Source organism: Agrococcus sp. Ld7, from assembly GCF_045064095.1.
Classification (GTDB): Bacteria; Actinomycetota; Actinomycetes; order Actinomycetales; family Microbacteriaceae; genus Agrococcus.
In genome coordinates, this window is the sequence record NZ_JBISGY010000031.1 from 13,922 (window position 1) to 33,275 (window position 19,354).

At 68.5% G+C, this 19,354-nt stretch carries 13 protein-coding genes; 9 read left to right on the forward strand and 4 right to left on the reverse strand.

Going from position 1 to position 19,354, the window contains the following annotated elements:
• Positions 1-215 precede the first annotated feature (215 nt).
• The 9 genes from ACJJVL_RS09065 (at position 216) to ACJJVL_RS09105 (ending at position 15,059) form a co-directional block, all read left to right on the forward strand.
• The gene (locus tag ACJJVL_RS09065) at positions 216-983 is read left to right on the forward strand and encodes an NlpC/P60 family protein (RefSeq protein ID WP_405218283.1); all 768 of its coding nucleotides are present in this window, start codon (positions 216-218) and stop codon (positions 981-983) included.
• Positions 984-1,421: 438 nt separating this feature from the next.
• Positions 1,422-2,681, forward strand: coding sequence for a transposase family protein (locus tag ACJJVL_RS09070; RefSeq protein WP_240239746.1), 1,260 nt, complete (start codon positions 1,422-1,424; stop codon positions 2,679-2,681).
• Between the two features lie 297 nt (positions 2,682-2,978).
• Complete coding sequence (locus tag ACJJVL_RS09075; RefSeq protein WP_405218284.1) at positions 2,979-3,689, forward strand: response regulator transcription factor; 711 nt, start codon at positions 2,979-2,981, stop codon at positions 3,687-3,689.
• A complete protein-coding gene (locus ACJJVL_RS09080) occupies positions 3,686-4,861 on the forward strand; it encodes a sensor histidine kinase (RefSeq protein WP_405218286.1) in 1,176 nt (391 codons plus the stop codon). The genes ACJJVL_RS09075 and ACJJVL_RS09080 overlap by 4 nt, the downstream gene beginning before the upstream one ends.
• A 184-nt stretch (positions 4,862-5,045) precedes the next feature.
• On the forward strand, positions 5,046-5,663 hold the full coding sequence (locus ACJJVL_RS09085) for a DUF305 domain-containing protein (protein WP_405218298.1): 618 nt from the start codon (positions 5,046-5,048) through the stop codon (positions 5,661-5,663).
• A gap of 168 nt (positions 5,664-5,831) precedes the next feature.
• A complete protein-coding gene (locus ACJJVL_RS09090; protein ID WP_405218288.1) occupies positions 5,832-8,249 on the forward strand; it encodes a heavy metal translocating P-type ATPase in 2,418 nt (805 codons plus the stop codon).
• A 48-nt stretch (positions 8,250-8,297) separates the two neighbouring features.
• A complete protein-coding gene (locus ACJJVL_RS09095) occupies positions 8,298-10,727 on the forward strand; it encodes a phosphoketolase (protein WP_405218289.1) in 2,430 nt (809 codons plus the stop codon).
• 1 nt (position 10,728) lies between these two features.
• Entirely contained in the window at positions 10,729-13,983 is a 3,255-nt protein-coding gene (locus ACJJVL_RS09100) for a beta-phosphoglucomutase family hydrolase (RefSeq protein WP_405218290.1), read from the forward strand.
• Positions 13,980-15,059, forward strand: a complete 1,080-nt coding sequence (locus tag ACJJVL_RS09105; RefSeq protein ID WP_405218292.1) for a type II glyceraldehyde-3-phosphate dehydrogenase — start codon at positions 13,980-13,982, stop codon at positions 15,057-15,059. Before ACJJVL_RS09100 ends, ACJJVL_RS09105 begins: the two co-directional genes overlap by 4 nt.
• 18 nt (positions 15,060-15,077) lie before the next feature.
• On the opposite strand, the gene ACJJVL_RS09110 is transcribed toward ACJJVL_RS09105, so the two are convergent.
• The 4 genes from ACJJVL_RS09110 to ACJJVL_RS09125 all read right to left on the reverse strand — a co-directional run.
• On the reverse strand, positions 15,078-15,395 hold the full coding sequence (locus tag ACJJVL_RS09110) for a metal-sensitive transcriptional regulator (protein ID WP_405218293.1): 318 nt from the start codon (positions 15,393-15,395) through the stop codon (positions 15,078-15,080).
• Positions 15,396-15,417: 22 nt separating this feature from the next.
• Complete coding sequence (locus ACJJVL_RS09115; RefSeq protein WP_405218295.1) at positions 15,418-17,664, reverse strand: heavy metal translocating P-type ATPase; 2,247 nt, start codon at positions 17,662-17,664, stop codon at positions 15,418-15,420.
• A gap of 69 nt (positions 17,665-17,733) precedes the next feature.
• Positions 17,734-18,039 carry a hypothetical protein gene (locus ACJJVL_RS09120; RefSeq protein WP_405218296.1) on the reverse strand — a complete coding sequence of 102 codons (306 nt, stop codon included), beginning with the start codon at positions 18,037-18,039 and terminating at the stop codon, positions 17,734-17,736.
• A gap of 10 nt (positions 18,040-18,049) precedes the next feature.
• Positions 18,050-19,354: heavy metal translocating P-type ATPase (locus ACJJVL_RS09125; protein ID WP_405218297.1), on the reverse strand; the 1,305-nt coding region annotated here is incomplete at its 5' end.

Genomic DNA, 19,354 nt, shown 5'->3' on the forward strand with positions numbered 1-19,354 from the left:
ACACTGGGCTTGGCAGGATGCCCGGGCTGCGCACGGAGTTCCGCCTTGGCCGGATGGGCATCACTCGTGAGCGTATTGACGGTTCCTATGAATGTCGCGACCGGCTGAATAGCACGGTCAGCGGCGCCCAATCTGCGTGTCAGGTGACAAGTAGGTAACGGATTGGTAACGTCGACTCCTGTGCCCCGGCACTCGAACCTAGGGAGAAGCTGCCTGTGACGACCTCTACGAACAACCTCAAGCCGCGCGAAGATGCGCGCATGACCCGTGCCGCCGTCGTGCGCGGGGCCCGGCGCATTGGTGTCATCGCCATCGCCGCCGCCCTTGCGACACCGCTCGCGCTGCCGGCGTTCGCCGCGGACACCGGCGCTGAGCAACTGCCGTCGGCTCTCAGCGCGAACGCGCAGACCGTGTCGGGTGTCGTCACCGCTGGAGGCAACGGACTCAGCGACGAGCGCCTCGATGTGCAGGCGACCACGGCCGAGCAGCTCTCCCAGATCCGCGCGGAACTCGAAGCGGAGATGGAACGAGAGGAGCAGGCCCGAGCGGCAGCGACGGCCGGCACCGCGGGCGGCGGCACCGCGGGCGGCGGCACTGCGGCGCCCAGCGCAGCGCAGTCCGAACCCGCACAGGCCTCGACTGCCTCAGCGGCGGGAGCTTCCGGCAGCGTCATCGCGGAGGCTGCGATCGCGCAGGTCGGCATCTCACAGGACTGCGTGGCCATGGTGCGCCGCGCGATCGCCGCCGCGGGACTGCCGTACTCGGGGATGAATTCGCTGTTCAACCTCGGCCCGACGATTCCGATGTCGGCCGCCTCGCCCGGTGATGTCATCTACTACGCCGACGGCGGTGTGGGGCGCGCGCACATTGGCATCTACATCGGCGGTGGCCGTGCGGTGCATGGTGGCTGGTCCGGCTTCAATACCGTGATCGCCGGTGTTGACATCGGTGGGTCGGCGCCGGTGTTCATCGACATCACCTGAGCCTCCTGAAAGGCAGTGCCCGCCCGATTTGAGCGGGCACTGCCTTTCAGGTCGACCGGTTGTGCGGCATCGAGCGGTTCAGCGGATGAGTCGTCCGATAGCTCGCGATGCTGCGTATCCTCTCTTCGGCGACGTCGTCGCCGGCACGGGCGGCGTGGGCGACGCAGTGGAGTAGGTGGTCCTCGAGGAGCCCGACGGCGGGCGCTCCAAGCCTGCTCCGGCGCGGCCGGTGGGGCCGACGGCTCCGGTGGAGCCGAGTACTACCCCTACGAGATGAGCTGCGGCAAGGACCTCACGATCATTGTGGCGTACGACGACGAGTCGACCAAGATGACGACAAGACTCACCTAGAGTGCTCGCGTAATGGGGTGCATGCCTCATTTGGGTTTTGCTCGCGAAACGCTGGTCATCGTTGGGGCGCTGCGGTGTGCTGGCGGGATGGGCTCTGAGCTGTCGATGGCGACCAGGCGTGAGATCACCAAGAAGTACGCGCGCGAGTACGCGACGGCGGCGAAGAAGGAGCGCGGGCGAATGCTCGACGCGCTGGTCGCGACGACCGGCTGGTCACGCGCCAACGCTCGCCGGCAGGTGCAAGCTGCCAGCGAGCGGAAGGGGCCGCAACGGGCCGTGCGGCGCACGCCACGGCCGCGCACGTATGGCTATGACACGCTCCGCCTGCTGATCCGGATCTGGATGCTCGCCGGACAGCCCTCGGGAAAGTACCTGGCCGCGACGATGGCGCTCTGGCTGCCCAAGCTTGAGCAGCACGGCGAGTTCGGCGAGGACACGCACCGACTCGACGATCACACGCGCGCGCAGCTGCTGACCGTCTCGGGCGCGACGATCGACCGGCTGCTGAAGCCCACCCGTGACGGGATGCGGTTGACCGGCATCTCGGGCACCAAGCCGGGCCCGTTGCTGCGCAACTCGATCCAGGTCCGCAAGGCCGGCGACGAGCACGAGCAGGCACCGGGCTTCTGCGAGCTCGACCTGGTGTTGCATTGCGGGCCGACCCTCAAGGGCGAGTTCTGCCGCTCGCTGACGGTCACCTGCGTGCATACCGGCTGGACCGAGAACCGGGCGCTGAAGAACGGCGCACACCGCTGGGTGCTCGAAGCGATGCCACTGATCGAGCAGCGGCTGCCGTTCCCGCTGATCGGCATCGACAGCGACAACGGCGGCGAGTTCATCAACGACGCCCTGATCAACTGGGCCGGCGAACGCGACCTGTTCTTCACCCGAGCCCGCCCGTACCACTCCAACGACAACGCGCACGTGGAGCAGAAGAACGCCGACATCGTCCGCCGGTTCGTGTTCCACTACCGCTACGACACCGCGATGGAGCTACGCCTGCTGAACGAGCTCTACGACCTGGTCCGGATCCGCTTCAACATGTTCACCGCCACCACCAAAGCGGTCGGCTGGCGCGTCAACCGCAACGGCAAAGCCACCCGCGTCTACGACAAGCCCCGCACCCCGTTCCAGCGGGTGATCGACAGCGGCGTGCTCACCGACGCCAAACGAGCCGAACTCGAGGGGATCTTCGACGCGACAAACCCGGCCGAGCTCACCCGCCGCATCGTCGACATCCAGACCCGCCTCATCCACCTCGCCGCCGCCAAGACCGACGTCCTCAGCCAGACCGTTTCGCGAGCAAATTCAGATGAGGCACGCGATCAACTTTCGCGAGCATCTTGACATTAGGCACTACGGATGACGTACGCGTGCCAGTGCGGCACCGCTAGATGGTGAGGGTCCGCGACTTACGCTCTTCTTCGCACTGCTGTACCGGCTGTTGGTCGGCCGGGAGACGGGCCTCGCATCCCGACGCTGCTGCTCGCAAGCGGCGCCGAGCGCGTGCGTGCCCTCCTCACTGCCTGAGTGGCGGTGGCGCTCATCCGGTTTCCACAGCGCGACTCGCGGTCGCGTGTCTACGACAGCCGCAGGTAGTCTCGCCGGTGGCTTGCCGCTGCGAGAGCCGGGCAGGATGAGGCCATGATGACTCCTACCGAGCCTGGTCTCCGTGTCTTGGTCGTCGAGGACGAGGAGCCGCTGGCCCGGCTCGTCGAGACGTATCTCCAGCGGAGCCGGTTCGCCGTCCAGACCACGGGTGACGGCGCTGAGGCGCTCTCGATCGCGCGCGAGTGGGATCCAGACGTCGTGGTGCTCGACCTTGGGCTTCCGGGCGCCGACGGCATCGAGGTATGCCGCGCGCTGCGGACGTTCTCCGACTGCTACGTCGTGATGCTCACTGCCCGCGCCGTGGAGCTCGACAAGCTGGTCGGCCTCTCGGCCGGCGCGGACGACTACATCACCAAGCCGTTCAGCCCACGCGAGCTGGTCGCGCGCGTGAAGACGATGCTGCGTCGGCCGCGTGGGGGTGCGCGGTGGGCGGCGAGTTCGCCGCTGACGTTCGGCGCGCTCACGCTGGACCCGGGGGGACGGGAGGTTCTCGTCGCTGGCGAGCCGGTGCGACTCACGAAGACGGAGTTCGACGTCCTGATGACGCTCGCCAGCCGTCCCCAGCTCGCCTGCTCACGCAGACAGATCATCGATGCGGTCTGGGGACCGGACTGGGTCGGGGACGAGCATCTCGTCGACGTGCATGTCGCGCACGTGCGCCGCAAGCTCGGCGACGACCCCGCCGCGCCCGACTTCATCTGCACGGTGCGCGGTGTCGGCTACCGCATGGGGACGGGCCGGTGAACGGCTCGGCGGTGCTCGATGATGGCGTGCTGCGGCCTCCGTGGGGGCTGAGCAGTCGGCTGCTCGCCGCGATCGCCGTCGCAGTGCTCGCCGGTTCTCTGACGGCCTGGGCCGTGGCTTCGGCAATCGGGCCACCCATCTTCGAAGCACACCTGCTCGAGTCCGGCACCGCCGACCCGGCTGTGAATCGGCACGCGGGAGAGGCGTACGGCACCGCCTCTGGGTTGAGCCTGGGGCTGGCGCTGGTCGCCGCAGCGGTCAGCTCGATCGTCGTCAGCGCGTTCCTTGCCCGCCGGATCCAGCGTCGGCTCATCGGGGTCCGCCGCGCAGCCGAGCAGGTTGCGGTCGGTGACTACTCCGCTCGCGCCCCGCTGATCGGCATGGGCTCGGATTTCGACGAGCTGGCCAGGGCCTTCAACACGATGGCGGCCGACCTTGCCGGGGTAGAGGCCGCCCGCACCCGCATGCTCGGCGAGCTCGCTCACGAGATGCGGACACCTGCTGCCATCTTGGAGGCCTATCTGGAAGCCATTCGCGACGGCGTCGCCCACGCCGACGAACCGACCATTGAGATGTTGCGGGCACAGGTCGCACGTCTCACCCGCCTCAGCCAGGACATCACCCTGGTCACGACGGCCGAGGAGGGTCGGCTTGCCATGCGGCGAAGGCGCGTGCCCGCACGCCGGCTTCTCGACGACGCTGCCGCTCAGATCGTCGGACGCGCCGCCGACGCCGGCGTCCGGTTCAGCGTGGATGTCGCACCCAGCGCAGCGACTGCCCTGCTCGACGCGGATGTCGACCGGCTGGGCCAGGTTCTCACCAACCTCCTGGACAACGCGCTGCGGCATACCCCGCCCGGTGGCCACGTGCGCCTCGGTGCAGCACGCGTCGGCGACCGGCTTCGGATTACCGTGCGCGACGACGGTGAGGGCATCCCTCCGGAGCACCTGCCGCGCATCTTCGATCGCTTCTACCGAGTGGACACCGCGCGCGACCGGGCCCACGGTGGCTCGGGGGTCGGGCTGTCGATCGCCCGGTCGATCACGGATGCCCACGGCGGCTCAGTCAGCGCCCGTAGCGACGGGCCGGCTCGGGGAACCGTGCTCGTCGTCGAGCTGCCCGTGGTGACCAGCCGCCCCGGAGCCGGCGGAGCCGCCGCGACCGGATCATGAAGGTTCGGTGAAGACAGGGTCGATGCTGGCCCACTGGCTCCCGATCCCCGATAGACATGAGAGCGAAGCTCAGTGCGGTCGCTCGGGCCCCGGGGTGAAGCCGGTTTCCCTCACCGACCCGCTGCACGGTTCGGTCGCGCGGACACCCTGCACTGCGAACACTCGTCAAGGAGAGATGAAGATGATGAAGAACATGCGCAACCTCGGTGTCGTCGCCGGCACCGCCATCGTGGTGTCCCTCACGCTCGCAGCGTGCAGCGGCGGAGGGAGCGCGACGCCAGGCGCGACACCGACGAGTGGTGCATCGACTGCGCCAGCAGCTGGGGAGGCCAGCGAGAGCCACAACGACGCGGACACCATGTTCGCCCAGATGATGATCGTCCACCACGAGGGTGCCATCGAGATGGCCGACCTTGCCGTCGAGCAAGCGGAGAGCGAAGAGGTGCGGTCTCTCGCGGAGCGCATCTCCGCAGCCCAGGGGCCCGAGATCGAGCAGATGAACGCTTGGCTCAGCGCCTGGGGCGAGGAGTCCACGCCCATGGCCGGGATGGACCACGGCGGCATGGACATGAACGGCATGAGCCAGGAAGAGGCGATGGCCGATCTCGAGGGCCTCTCCGGAGCCGACTTCGATCGCCAGTTCCTCGAGCTCATGGTCGCGCACCACGAGGGCGCCGTGGAGATGGCACAGACAGAGCTGCAGGACGGCGAGAACACTCAGGCGCTCGCGTTGGCCGAGCAGATCGTTGCGGATCAAGAGGCCGAGATCGCCGAGATGCAGCAGATGCTGTCGACGCTCTGAGGTCGAAGTGCCCTTCGTGGGCACGTCGCACCATCCGAGCCGACGCAGTTGGGGCCGGCTATCCGCTCGTGAACCGCTCACCGGCGACTGCTGCGCTGGCACTCTGATGATCGGGGCGTCAGCCTCGGGTGATGAAGAACGGCCGATTCCTGAGGGGAACGAGGCGCCATGAGTGAGAAGACGCAGACCGCTGTCATGGAAGTGGCGGGTGTCCACTGGGCATCGTCGAAGTCCGTCGCGGAGGCCGGCCTGTCCCGTCGGCCGGGTGTGGTGAGTGTGGAAGCGAATCCGGTGTCACAGAGCGCGAACGTCACCTTCGACCCGAAGGTCACGTCGATCGCTGACCTGACCGAGTGGATCCGCGACTGCGGCTATCACTGCTCAGGCCAGTCCGTGCCTGACCACATCTGCGATCCGATGGATGACGGCGCTGGCGGTGAGCGGGCCGACGGCTCGGCCCACGCCGGTCATGCCGGCACCACGCCGGCGGGTAATCGCCAGCCTGTCACCCAGGACGCGCAAGAGGTCATGGGTCACGGAGGCGGCCACGGCGTATCAATGGGGTCGATGATCCGCGACATGCGGAACCGGTTCTTGGTCGCGGCGATCCTGTCGGTGCCGATCACGCTGTGGTCCCCCATCGGGCGTGAAGTGCTGCGCTTCACCGTCCCTGCCCCGTTCGGCCTGCGCGACGACGTCTTCGCGCTCATCCTGTCCCTGCCGGTGATCTTCTACTCGGCCTGGATCTTCTTCGACGGGGCCTACCGCGCGCTGAGGGCACGGACTCTGGACATGATGGTCCTCGTGTCCGTCGGTGTGGGGGCCGGGTGGCTCTACAGCCTCATCGTCACCTTGACCGGTGGCGGCGAGGTCTTCTATGAGGCCGCCACCGTCCTGGCGACGTTCGTGCTGCTGGGCCACTGGGTCGAGATGCGGGCCAGGGGCGGAGCCAATGACGCCGTGCGGACGCTGCTGGAACTGGCGCCCTCGAGAGCTTTGGTGATCCGCGACGGGGAGACCATCGAGCTTCCCACCGCCGAGGTGATGCCCGGGGACCTGATGCTGGTGCGTCCGGGTTCGAAGATCCCCACGGACGGCGTGGTCGAGACGGGCGAGTCGGAGATCGACGAATCCATGGTGACGGGCGAGAGCCTGCCGGTCGCCAAGTCTGCGGGTGCCGAGGTGATCGGCGCCTCGGTGAACACCACCGGAACTTTGCGAGTCCGGGCGACCAGAGTCGGGGCGGATACCGCACTGGCGCAGATCGTCGCCCTCGTCCAGGAGGCACAGAACTCGAAGGCCCCGGGCCAGCGGCTGGCGGACCGGGCAGCGTTCTGGCTCGTGCTCGTCGCGCTGATCGGAGGGTCGGCCACGTTCCTCACGTGGTGGCTCGCCGGCGCGGGCGTTCCGCAGGCCATCCTCTTCGCGATCACCGTCGTGGTCATCACCTGCCCCGATGCCCTCGGCCTGGCCACGCCGACGGCGATCATGGTCGGCACGGGTCTCGGTGCCAAGCGCGGCGTCCTGTTCAAGAACGCCACCGCACTGGAGACCGCGTCCGGCATCGACATCGTCGTGATGGACAAGACCGGCACACTGACCAAGGGTGAGCCGGAGGTCACGGACTTCATCGCGCATGGCCTCGACGAGGACGAGCTGCTGGCCCTTGTCGCCGCGGTCGAACGCGAGTCGGAGCATCCGCTGGCCGGCGCCGTTGTCAACTTTGCCGCCGCCCGTGGCGTCCGATCGACGGCTGCCACCGCGTTCAGGAACGTTCCCGGACACGGCGCCGGGGCAACCGTGGACGGCAGGAAGGTCTTCGTCGGCAACCGGAAGCTGATGGTCGCCGAAGGCATCGACATGGCACCCGTGGACGAGGAGCGGGAGGCCCTCGCCTCGACCGGCCGCACCGCGGTGCTCGTCGCTGTCGACGGCAAGGCCGCCGGCGTCATCGCCCTGGCCGATGCCGCCCGCGAAACCGCCGCCCCCGCTGTGGCGGCCCTGCACGAAGCCGGCATCGAGGTCGTCATGCTGACCGGCGACAACGAGGCGACCGCCAAGCGAATCGCCGCCCGGCTCGGCATCGACACCGTCATCGCGGAGGTGCTGCCGGGCGACAAGTCCGCACGGGTGAGGGAGCTGCAGAAGGCCGGCAAGCGGGTGGCGATGGTCGGGGACGGCGTGAACGACGCCCCCGCGCTGGCCCAAGCCGACCTGGGCATCGCCATCGGCGCCGGCACCGACGTCGCCATCGAGACCGCCGACGTCGTGCTGATGCGCTCCGACCCGCTCGATGTCCCGATCGCGCTGACCATCGGCAAGGGCACGGTGCGCAAGATGCGCCAGAACCTGGCATGGGCGATCGGGTACAACGTCATCGCGCTGCCGATCGCCGCTGGCGTCTTCTACCCCGCCTTCGGCATCATGCTCAGCCCCGAGATCGCCGCGATCTCCATGTCCGGTTCCAGCGTCATCGTCGCCGTGAACGCCCTCCTGCTGAAGCGCTTGCGCCTGCCGGAGCCGGGGGAAGCCGCCGACAGCGCGAAGCAGGGCCGGCCGCTTCCGGAGCCCAGCGGCATCCGGTAGCCGTTGCAGCACCGTGACGACCGAATATTCTCAGAGGCAGGAGATCTCATGAATGCTCAGGGCAAGCCCGGTCCGGTACCCGTCCTCGACTCCCAGCAGCTGGATCGCATCCACGCCTGGTGGCGGGCGGCCAACTACCTGTCGGTGGGACAGATCTACCTCATGGACAATCCGCTGCTTCGCGAGCCGCTGCTGCCGGAGCATGTCAAGCCTCGACTGCTGGGCCACTGGGGAACCACCCCCGGACTGAACTTCATCTACGCGCACCTGAACCGGGCGATCATGGAGCGCGACCTGGACACGATCTACATCATGGGCCCCGGGCACGGCGGACCCGGCCCCGTGGCGGCGGCTTGGCTGGAGGGCACGTACAGCGAGACCTACCCGAACGTCTCGCAGGACGCCGTCGGGATGAAGCGGCTGTTCCACCAGTTCTCGTTTCCCGGCGGCATTCCCAGCCACGTCGCCCCCGAGACCCCTGGCTCGATCCACGAGGGCGGGGAGCTGGGGTACGCGCTCTCCCACGCGTATGGGGCGGCGTTCGACAACCCGGAGCTGATCGTCGCCGCCGTCGTCGGGGACGGCGAGGCCGAGACCGGTCCACTGGCCGCGAGCTGGCATTCGAACAAGTTCATCAACCCTGCCCGCGACGGCACGGTGCTGCCGATCCTGCACCTGAACGGCTACAAGATCGCCAACCCGGCGGTGCTGGACCGGATCGACCGGGATGAGCTGGACAGCCTGCTGCGGGGCTACGGCCATACGCCGTACTACGTGGAGGGTGATGATCCCGAACAGATGCACCAGGACTTCGCCAGGATCCTGGACGCCAGTCTGGACGAGATAGCAGAGATCAAGCGCCGAGCCCGCGAGGAGGGCAGGGACGAGCGTCCCCGCTGGCCGATGATCGTGCTGAGGTCGCCCAAGGGGTGGACCGGGCCCGCCGACGTGGACGGGAAGAAGGTCGAAGGCTCCTGGCGCTCCCATCAGGTGCCCTTCAGCGCTGCCCGCGAGAACGACGGTCACCGACAGGTGCTGGAGGACTGGTTGCGGAGCTACCGGCCCGAGGAGCTCTTCGACGAGAGCGGCGCTCCGGTGGAGGCGATCCGCACCCTGCACCCGGAGGGCATCCGGCGCATGAGTGCCAACCCGCACGCGAACGGCGGCGTACTGCTGCGGGAGCTGCGGATGCCGGACTTCCGCGACTATGCCGTTCCCGTGACGGAGCCGGGCACTGGGGCGGTCGAGTCCACGCGCGTGCTGGGGGAGATGCTGCGAGACCTGATGGCCCTGAACTCGGACAACTTCCGGGTCTTCGCCCCGGATGAGAACAACTCCAACCGGTTGGGCGCGGTGCTGGAAGCGACGAACCGGACATGGAACGCGCGGACGGTGCCGGAGGACGATCATCTGGCCCGAGACGGCCGCGTCATGGAGATCCTGTCCGAGCACACCTGCCAGGGCTGGCTCGAAGGATACCTGCTGACCGGGCGACACGGGTTCTTCTCCTGCTACGAGGCGTTCGTGCACATCGTCGACTCGATGTTCAACCAGCATGCCAAGTGGCTGGACACCGCCAACGGCATCGAATGGCGCCGACCGGTCGCATCGTTGAACTATCTTTTGACCTCCCACGTCTGGCGGCAGGACCACAACGGCTTCTCGCACCAGGATCCGGGCTTCATCGACCACGTGATCAACAAGAAGCCCGAAGTCATCCGCGTCTACCTGCCCCCGGACGCCAACACGCTGCTGTCCGTCGCCGACCACTGCCTGCGGAGCCGCCAGTACGTCAACGTGATCGTGGCGGGCAAGCAGCCGCAGCTGCAGTACCTCGACATGGACTCCGCCATCGTGCACTGCACCAAGGGGATCGGCATCTGGGACTGGGCCAGTTCGGACGCGGACGCCGAACCCGACGTCGTGTTGGCCTGCGCCGGGGACGTCCCGACGATGGAGACCCTTGCGGCCGTCGACATCCTGCGCACCCGCTTCACCGACCTGCGGATCCGGGTGGTCAACGTCGTGGACCTGATGCGGCTGCAGGATGACGCGGAGAATCCGCACGGCCTGACGGGCCGGGACTTCGACGCGCTCTTCACCGCAGACGCGCCGGTGATCTTCGCCTACCACGGCTATCCGTGGCTGATCCACCGGCTCACCTACCGGCGCACCAACCATCACAACTTCCACGTCCGCGGATACAAGGAGGAAGGAACCACCACCACCCCGTTCGACATGTGCGTGCTCAACCAGATCGATCGGTTCAACCTGGCCATCGACGTCATCGACCGGGTGCCGCGGCTGCGTGGCATCTCCGCCCACGTGCGCGAGGAGCTGAAGGACAAGCTGCTCGAGCACCGCCAGTACATCCGCGTCCACGGAGAAGACATGCCCGAGATCAGGAACTGGCAGTGGTCGCGGGCCCCCGGGCCCGCCAACCAGCCGCCGAACGAACCACTGGAGGAGCCCGTCTAGCATGGATCTGTCGAGTCACGCCGGTAACGCACGCCGGGAGGAGCGGGCCGGGCATGGCACCGCGGTGCCCTACGAGGCGGTCCTGTTCGACATGGATGGGGTGATCACCCAGACCGCGACCGTGCACGCGTCGGCGTGGAAGCAGCTCTTCGATGAGGTCCTCCAGGATCGTCGACTCTCCGGAGCTGTCGGAATGCACCCGTTCGACGAGGACGCCGACTACCGGCGCTACGTCGACGGCAGGCAGCGCGAGGATGGCGTGGTCGCCTTCCTCGCCTCGCGCGGCGTCAGGCTCCCCGAGGGCAGCCCAGAAGACGGGCCCGAGGAGTGGTCCATCCATGGGCTCGGTGCCCGCAAGAACACGTTGTTCCTGGAAGCCGTGAGCCGCGACGGCGTCGCCGCGTACCCGGGGACCGCCGCACTGCTGGAACGGCTGCGAGCCGGCGGAACGCCGGTGGGTCTGGTTACCGCCAGCCGCAACGCCCTCGCTTCACTCACCGCCGCCGGGCTCGACGTCGAGTTCGACGTGATCGTCGACGGGCAGACCGCTGCGGAGGAGCACCTGCCGGGCAAACCTGATCCGGCGATGTTCCTCGAGGCCGCGCGCCGCCTCGGTGTGTCGCCCGAACGTGCTGCGGTCGTCGAAGACGCGGTCGCCGGTGTGCAAGCCGGCAGCCGCGGCGGCTTCGGTCTGGTGGTCGGTATCGACCGGGCAGGGAATCGCGAGCAGCTGGAGTTGGCCGGCGCCGACATCGTCCTTGGGGACGCCTCGGAACTGGACTTGGGCGCCACCCGCACCGACCCCTGGACACTCGTCTACGAGGGCTTCGATCCGGCGCACGAGGGGCATCGTGAGGCGCTGACGGCCCTGGGCAATGGATATATGGCCACTCGGGGTGCGCGCCCCGAGCGCCGCGACGACGGCGTCCACTATCCCGGCACCTATCTGACCGGGGTCTACAACCGGTCCGTCGGCATGATCCATGGTCGCGAGCTCGAGGAGGAGCACCTGGTCAACGTTCCCAACTGGCTTCCTCTCGACATCCGCATCGCCGATGGCCCGTGGTGGTCGACCGGGCACATGGACGTCTCGGACGAGCGGAGCGAACTCGATCTGCGCCGGGGTGTCCTGACGCGCCGAGCCACCCTGACCGGGCCGGAGGGGGAACGCATCACCATCGTCCAACGGCGGCTCGTCTCCATGCACAACCCCCACCTTGGGGGCTTGGAGACCACCATCACGGCTGACGGCTTCAGCGGCACCGCCAGCGTTCGGGTCGGCATCGACGCAGCGGTGACGAACGGCAACGTCAGGATCTATGCCAGCACGCGGCATCTGACGGATCCGGCCTTCGCTGAGACGAGCAGCGACACGGTCCTGTGCGAGGTGAGCACCGGACAGAGCCGGATCGGGATCGCCCTCGCGGTCCGGACGACGTTCGACGATGGGGCAACGGTGACGCCGCACGACGCCGAGCGCGATGGCGGAGCCCACTCGCAGCAGTTCGACCTCCGTCTCGCCGATGGCCAGCCGGTCACGATCGACAGGACCGCGGCCGTGGTGACCTCTCGCGACAGTGCCATTGCTTCCCCGGGCGGTGCCGCGCTGGCGGAGCTCTCCCGCCACGACGGCGGCTTCAACGCACTATTGACGGAGCACGAGGCGGCATGGCGGCGCCTGTGGGACCGATTCGCGGTCACCCTCGATTCCGACCGACAGTCCCGTCTGATCCTCAACCTGCACGTATTCCACCTGCTGCAGACGATCTCCGCACACAGCGCAGCCCTGGATGCCGGGGTGCCTGCTCGGGGGTTGCATGGGGAGGGCTACCGCGGGCACATCTTCTGGGACGAGCTGTTCGTCGTGCCCGTCATCGGGATGCGGCGCCCACAGTTCGCTCGGGCACTCCTGGAGTACCGCTGGCGGCGGTTGGACGCTGCCCGAGCCGCCGCCCGCGCGCACAGCCTCGAGGGGGCGCTCTTCCCCTGGCAGAGCGGCAGCGACGGCCGAGAGGAGACGCCCGCTCAGCTGTACAACGCCCGCTCCGCCCGATGGATGCCGGACAACTCCACTCGTCAGCGCCATGTCGGACTCGCCGTCGCCTTCAACGCGTGGCAGCACTTCCAGGCTACGGGCGACCGGGACTGGCTTGCCTCCCGCGGCGCGGAGCTCATCGTCGAAGTCACCCGGATGTTCGCGTCCTCGGCAACCTGGGACCCGGCCACCGACAGGTACCACGTCGACGGTGTGATGGGACCCGATGAGTACCACGACGGATACCCGGACGCACCCGGCGCCGGACTGCGCGACAACGCGTACACCAACGTCCTGCTGTCCTGGCTCTGCGACCGCGCCGCCGACGTCCTGCGGGAGCTGCAGGGCCATCCCGGCGACGACCTCATCGACCGGCTGCACATCACCGCGGAGGAGATCGACCAGTGGTCCCGGCTCGGCAGCCGCCTCACTGTCCCTTTCCACGCCGACGGCGTGATCAGTCAGTTCGACGGCTATGAAGAACTCTTGGAACTCGACTGGCCCCGCTATCGCGCCAAGTACGGCAACATCGGGCGGCTTGACCTGATCCTCGAGGCCGAGGACGACATGACCAACCGGTACAAGCTGTCCAAGCAGGCAGATGTGCTGATGCTGATCTACCTCCTGGGACCCGCAGGCGTGCTCGACCAACTGCATCGGCTCGGCTATCAGTGCACCGAACAGGATCTGGAACGCACGGTCGCGTACTACCTCGCCCGCACCGCGGACGGCTCGACCCTCAGCCGCGTCGTGCACGCCTCGGTGCTGTCGCGATTCGACGAGGTCCGCGCCTGGTCCACGTTCCGCGAGGCATTGGTCGCAGACCTGGACGACACGCAAGGCGGCACCACCCGTGAGGGCATCCACCTCGGCGCCATGTCCGGGACGATCGACATCGTGATCCGCGCCTTCGCGGGCCTGCGGACCGAGTCAAACGCGCTGACCTTCGACCCGAGACTGCCCGCCCATCTTGGACGAGCACGCTTCCAGGTCGGATACCGGGGTCATCGGATCGACGTGTCCGTGCGCACCGATCTGCTGTCGGTCTCCCTGCAGCCGTGCAACGCACCGCCAGTCCGGATCGGAGTGAAAGGACGCTACGCACTGCTCGCCGGCGGGGAAGCACGGGAATTCCCGCTGGCGCCACGCGGGCCCGGAAGGCGCGGCCGGCGCCCTGACCTGAATGATGCAGACCTCACGAACCGGAAGGATCGGAAATGAGCAAGACGAGAGTGGCCGTCAACGGGTACGGAGTGATCGGAAAGCGGGTCGCCGACGCGGTGAAGCTGCAACCAGACATGGAATTGGTGGGCATCGCCGACGTCGCGACCGATTGGCGCATCAAGGCCGCCGCTGGGAGGGCGCCGATCTTCGGCGCGACTGTCGAGGCGGTCCACGGCATGCGTGCGGCAGGACTCGACATCGCCGGAACGCTGCAGGACCTCGTCGACGATGCCGACATCGTGGTGGACACCACTCCCAAGCACGTCGCGGCCGGGAACCTCGAGCGGTACCGGGAGGCCCGCGTCAAGTTCGTGCTCCAAGGCGGAGAGTCGCATGAGACGACCGGGCACTCGTTCGTCGCGCAGGCGAACTACGACAGTGCCCTCGGCCGGGAGAGCACCCGCGTGGTGTCGTGCAACACCACGAGCATCGTCCGCGTGCTCGGCGCACTGCAGGACGCGGACCTCCTCGCCAAGGCTCGCGGCGTGCTCATCCGCCGCGCGACCGACCCGTGGGAATCACACCTGGGCGGCATCATGAACACCATGGTTCCCGAAGGGACCATCCCCTCACATCAGGGGCCGGACGCGCAGACCGTGCTGCCGGACCTCGACCTCATCACCATCGCGGCGAAGGGCGCCCACACGCAGACGCACAACCACTATTGGACGCTGCAGCTGACGAGGAACGCGACCAGGGATGAGGTGCTCGACGCCTTCCGTGCCGCGCCGCGAATCGCCTTCATTCGAATGTCGGACGGTCTCGTCGCGCTGAACTCCACGATCGAACTCATGCGGGACCTCGGCCGACCACGAGGCGACATGTGGGAGGTGGCGCTCTGGGAGGACCTCGTCACCGTGAACGGCGACGAGGTGTATCTCACGTACCAGGTCTTCAACGAGGCCATCGTCGTGCCGGAGACTATCGACGCGATCCGCGCACTGACCGAGAGCGCGCCCGATGCGGCCACTTCCATGCACCTCACCGACACCACCCTCGGGATGCGGCGGGACTTCCTGACCACGCCGCTTGGCACGTCGGAGTCGACAAGCCGTCCATCGACGACCCGATAGTCATCCCCATCGAGCGGTTCAGCGGATGAGCCGTCCGATGGCTTGCGATGCTTCGCGGATCTTCTCTTCGGCGACGTCGTCGCCGGCACGGGCGGCGTCGGCGACGCAGTGGCGCAGGTGGTCCTCGAGGAGCCCGACGGCGACGTTCTGCAGCGCGCCGGTGAGGGCGGAGATCTGGGTGAGGATGTCGATGCAGTACTGCTCTTCATCGACCATGCGGTGGATCCCGCGTGCCTGTCCCTCGATCCGCCGGAGTCGCGCGAGGTATCGGGCTTTGTCGGTGATGTAGCCGTGCTCGCCCTGATCGCAGGTCGTGGGCGTGGTGGCGTCCGTCATCATGCCCTCCGGTCGGATGCGCTCATCGATCGAGAATGGCTTGCGTGGTGGCGGCAGGGCGAAGGTCGAGTCGGCGCAGCAACTGCGCGTTGAGCGCCACGACGATCGTCGAGAGCGACATCAGGACGGCACCGACGGACATCGGCAGCACGAAGCCGATGGGTGCGAGAACACCGGCCGCCAGCGGCACGGAGATGAGGTTGTAGCCGGCCGCCCACCAGAGGTTCTGCTTCATCTTCCGGTACGCGGCGCGGGAGAGCTCGATCACCGAGAGCACGGAGCGTGGGTCGTCGCTTGCGAGGATGACGCCGGCGGATGCGATCGCGACGTCGGTGCCGGCGCCGATCGCTAGCCCGACATCAGCCTGGGCGAGTGCCGGGGCGTCGTTCACGCCATCTCCGACCATCGCGACCTTCCGGCCCTCGTGCTGCAGCTCCTGCACCTTCGCTGCCTTGTCTTCGGGGCGGACGCCGGCGAAGAACCGGTCGATGCCCAGCTCCTCCGCGACCGAGCGCGCCACGGCCTCGGCGTCACCGGTGATCATGACGACCTGGACGTCGAGTGCGTGCAGCGCTTCGATGGCCTCGCGCGACTCCGAGCGGATCTCGTCGGCGAGCTTGAGAGCGCCGATGACCTGGCTGTCCTGGATGACGTGGAGGATGATCGCCCCGTCGGAGCGCCACTGGTCGGCGATGCCGAGCTCCTCTGCGCGCTCCTCGGTGAGCAGGTGCGGTCCGCCGACGCGGACGGTCGTCCCGTCGACGGTCGCGGTGACGCCGACCGCGGGGGAGGAGGAGAAGTCATTGCTGCGGGGGACGGCGAGGTCCTTGGCGGCAGCCGCCCGGACGATCGCCTTGGCGAGTGGATGCTCGCTGTCGGACTCGGCGGCTGCGGCCAGCCCGAGCACGTGATCGGGCTCGTGCCCGTCGATGACGGCGATGTCGGTCACGGTCGGCTCGCCCTTGGTGAGGGTGCCGGTCTTGTCGAACAGCACCGTGTCGACAGTGCGCATGCTCTCGAGCGCGAGGCGATCCTTGACGAGCACGCCGCCGCGGGCGGCGCGCTCGGTGGCGATGGAGACCACCAGCGGAATGGCGAGGCCGAGCGCGTGGGGGCAGGCGATGACGAGCACGGTGATGGTGCGGATGACCGCGGCGTCGGGCAGCCCGACCAGGGTCCAGACGACCGCGGTGATCGCTGCCGCCCCGAGTGCGAACCAGAACAGCCATCCCGCGGCGGTGTCGGCCAGGCGCTGGGCGCGGGAGGAGGAGTTCTGCGCATCCGTGACCAGCCGCTGGATGCCGGCGAGAGCGGTGTCGTCGCCGGTGGCCGTCACTTCGACGCGGATGCCGGAATCGGTGGCGACGGTGCCGGCGGTGACGGATTCGCCGATGGTGCGGGAGACGGTGCGGGACTCGCCGGTGACCATCGACTCGTCGATGGCGGCGCGGCCGTCGACGATCCTGCCGTCGGCGGGGACGCTGCCACCCGGGCGGACGACGATGATGTCGCCCACGGCGAGCTCGGATGGTGCGACCGTGACGATCTGGTCGTTCTCGACCCGCTCGGCCTCGTCGGGCAGCAGGGCGGCGAGCGAGTCCAGGGCGGAGGTGGTCTGTGCGAGGGAGCGCATCTCGATCCAGTGGCCGAGCAGCATGATCACGATCAGCAGCGCCAGTTCCCACCAGAAGTCGAGCTCGTGGTGCAGCAGTTCGAGGCTGGCGCCCCAGGAGGCGATGAACGCGACGGTGATCGCGAGGCCGATCAATAGCATCATGCCGGGCTTGCGCGCGCGCAGCTCGCTGACGGCGCCGGTCAGGAAGGGCTTGCCGCCCCACACGTACATGATCGTGCCGAGCACGGGGGAGACCCAAACCAGGCCGGGGATGTCTGGGAGCGTGTAGCCGACGATCATCGCGAACATGCCGGAGAGCGCGACCGTCGGGACCGCCAGCGCCAGCATGATCCAGAACAGCCGGCGGAACTGCCCGACGTGATCGCCGTGCCCGCCGTGTTCGCCATCTGCGCCGTGGCCGGCATGCGACATGTGTCTTCCCTCATGGGAGTCGCTGGTGGCCGCACCGTCGGAGGCCGCGGTCGCGTGACCGCCCATCCGGTCGTGCGCGCTCGCCGGCTGAGGCTGATGGTGATCACCGCCCGCGTGGTCGGCCCCGTTGGCCTCGGGTGCCTCCATCGGTGCGGCGGTGTGGCGCGCGTGGAGCTGGTTGGGATCCGTGTGGTCGGGTCGGTGCTCGTGCGGGTTGGTCATGGTCTCATCCTCTCGGGTACGGGGAAGCCGTGCCGGGCCTATCTGGCGACAGGCCCGGCACGGTGCGGCTCAGGCCGCGGAGGCGTACTTGGCGGGGTCGGCGTCGAACAGGGGTCCGCAGGCGGCGCAGCACAGGTAGTAGCGCGTGCCTTCGAAGTCGCGGACGAGGCCTGCGGCTTCGGCGTCCGACTTCAGGACCGTGCTGCCGGCCATGACCGGGCACTCGGCGATCTCGCCGGCGGCTGCACCGTGCCCGTGGGTGCCGGTGGCGGTGTGACTGTGGCCGTGGCTGTGGTCCTCGTGATGGCCGGCGTGATCATGGCTGCCGTGCTCGTGGCCGTCGTGGCTGTGGTCGTGACCGGTGGTGTCGGACATGGGGTTCCTCTCAGTGATGGATGTCGACTGCTGCCGACCGTGCCGCGGGACGCGGCGCCGCCGTGGCTGTCGGTGCGGGGTCCACCGCCTCGCTCTTGAAGCTGCGGAGGCGGAGGCTGTTGCCGACGACGAAGACGCTGGAGAACGCCATCGCCGCGCCGGCGAGCATGGGGTTGAGCAGGCCGAGCGCCGCTAGCGGGATGGCGGCGACGTTGTAGGCGAAGGCCCAGAACAGGTTGCCCTTGATGGTGCCGAGCGTCTTCCGGGAGAGCCGGACGGCGTCGGCGGCGCTGCGCAGGTCGCCGCGGACGAGCGTGATGTCGGAGGCTTCGATCGCGACATCGGTGCCGGTGCCCATCGCGAGGCCCAGGTCGGCCTGGGCGAGGGCGGCGGCGTCGTTGACCCCATCGCCGACCATCGCGACGGCCTTGCCCTCGCGCTGCAGACGGGTGACGACGTCGACCTTGTCCTGCGGCAGCACCTCGGCGATCACGTCGGTGATGCCTACCTCGGCGGCGATCTGCTCGGCGACTGCCTGGTTGTCGCCGGTGAGCAGGACAGGCGTGAGCCCGAGCCGCTTGAACTGCGCCACAGCGGCCGCGCTCGTGGGCTTGACGGTGTCGGCGACGACGAGCACGCCACGCGCCTGCCCGTCCCAGCCGACGACGATCGCGGTCTTCCCCTGGCGCTCGGCCGCGGCCTTCGCCTCGGCGAGCTCGGCAGACAGGTGCAGGGACCAGTCGGCCAGCAGCGAGGCCCGGCCGACGATCACCGCGTGACCGTCGACGACGCCCTGCACGCCCTTGCCCTCGATGTTCGTGAAGCCTTCCGGGGTGGGCAGCGCGCCGAGCTCCTGCACAGCGGCCTTTGCGACGGCCTGGGCGATCGGGTGTTCGGAGGCGTCTTCCAGGGCGCCCGCGAGTCGCAGCAGCTCGGTCCGGTCGGTGCCGACGGCGGTGTGCACGTCGGTGAGGGTCATCTTGCCCGCGGTGACGGTGCCGGTCTTGTCGAGCACGATGGTGTCGATGCGGCGCGTGGACTCGAGCACTTCCGGTCCCTTGATGAGGATGCCCATCTGTGCGCCGCGTCCCGTGCCCACCAGCAGCGCGGTCGGGGTCGCGAGGCCGAGCGCGCAGGGGCAGGCGATGATCAGCACGGCGACGGCGGCGGTGAATGCGGCCGCGGCGGGGAAGCCGGCGCCGAGCCAGGCGCCGAGCGTGGCCACGGCGATGGCGATCACGATCGGCACGAAGATGCCGGAGATCTTGTCGGCGAGGCGCTGCACGTCGGCCTTGCCGGACTGCGCGTCCTCCAC

Excerpts from the sequence above, each read along its gene's own strand:
- ACJJVL_RS09085 (WP_405218298.1), top strand. The coding sequence starts at position 5,046 with ATGAAGAACATGCGCAACCTCGGTGTCGTCGCCGGCACCGCCATCGTG.
- ACJJVL_RS09110 (WP_405218293.1), bottom strand. The coding sequence starts at position 15,395 with ATGACGGACGCCACCACGCCCACGACCTGCGATCAGGGCGAGCACGGC.
- ACJJVL_RS09100 (WP_405218290.1), top strand. The coding sequence starts at position 10,729 with ATGGATCTGTCGAGTCACGCCGGTAACGCACGCCGGGAGGAGCGGGCC.
- ACJJVL_RS09115 (WP_405218295.1), bottom strand. The coding sequence starts at position 17,664 with ATGACCAACCCGCACGAGCACCGACCCGACCACACGGATCCCAACCAG.
- ACJJVL_RS09095 (WP_405218289.1), top strand. The coding sequence starts at position 8,298 with ATGAATGCTCAGGGCAAGCCCGGTCCGGTACCCGTCCTCGACTCCCAG.
- ACJJVL_RS09120 (WP_405218296.1), bottom strand. The coding sequence starts at position 18,039 with ATGTCCGACACCACCGGTCACGACCACAGCCACGACGGCCACGAGCAC.
- ACJJVL_RS09070 (WP_240239746.1), top strand. The coding sequence starts at position 1,422 with ATGGGCTCTGAGCTGTCGATGGCGACCAGGCGTGAGATCACCAAGAAG.
- ACJJVL_RS09105 (WP_405218292.1), top strand. The coding sequence starts at position 13,980 with ATGAGCAAGACGAGAGTGGCCGTCAACGGGTACGGAGTGATCGGAAAG.
- ACJJVL_RS09075 (WP_405218284.1), top strand. The coding sequence starts at position 2,979 with ATGATGACTCCTACCGAGCCTGGTCTCCGTGTCTTGGTCGTCGAGGAC.
- ACJJVL_RS09090 (WP_405218288.1), top strand. The coding sequence starts at position 5,832 with ATGAGTGAGAAGACGCAGACCGCTGTCATGGAAGTGGCGGGTGTCCAC.